This is a genomic window from Pseudomonas sp. HY13-MNA-CIBAN-0226, assembly GCF_040310305.1.
GTDB classification, from domain to species: domain Bacteria; phylum Pseudomonadota; class Gammaproteobacteria; order Pseudomonadales; family Pseudomonadaceae; genus Aquipseudomonas; species Aquipseudomonas gregormendelii.
On the sequence record NZ_JBEOPS010000504.1, the window covers coordinates 1 to 247 of the forward strand.

The 247-nt window shown below is 60.7% G+C and carries 1 pseudogene; it reads right to left on the reverse strand.

Annotated features, from left to right (window positions below):
* A pseudogene (locus AAEZ05_RS29680) lies at window positions 1–247 on the reverse strand (iron ABC transporter substrate-binding protein); the annotation flags it as partial.

A 247-nucleotide genomic window follows, 5' to 3' on the forward strand; every position in this document is an offset into this window, starting at 1 on the left:
GTTATTCACCCAACCCTTGATGATTTCTTCGGTCTTGGCCGCGCCATGGGTTTCGATCAACGTGGCGGTCAGCGACTGGTTGTAGACTTTTTTCGCCGTGCGCAAGCACAGACGGCCTTCCCACTGCTTGTCGGCCAGGGCTTCGTAGGTGGTCAGGTCGCCCGGCTTTACCCGGTCGGTGGAGTAGGCGATCGTCCGCGCACGCAGGCTCAAACCGGTCCAGGCGTGGGCCGATGAGCGATATTGC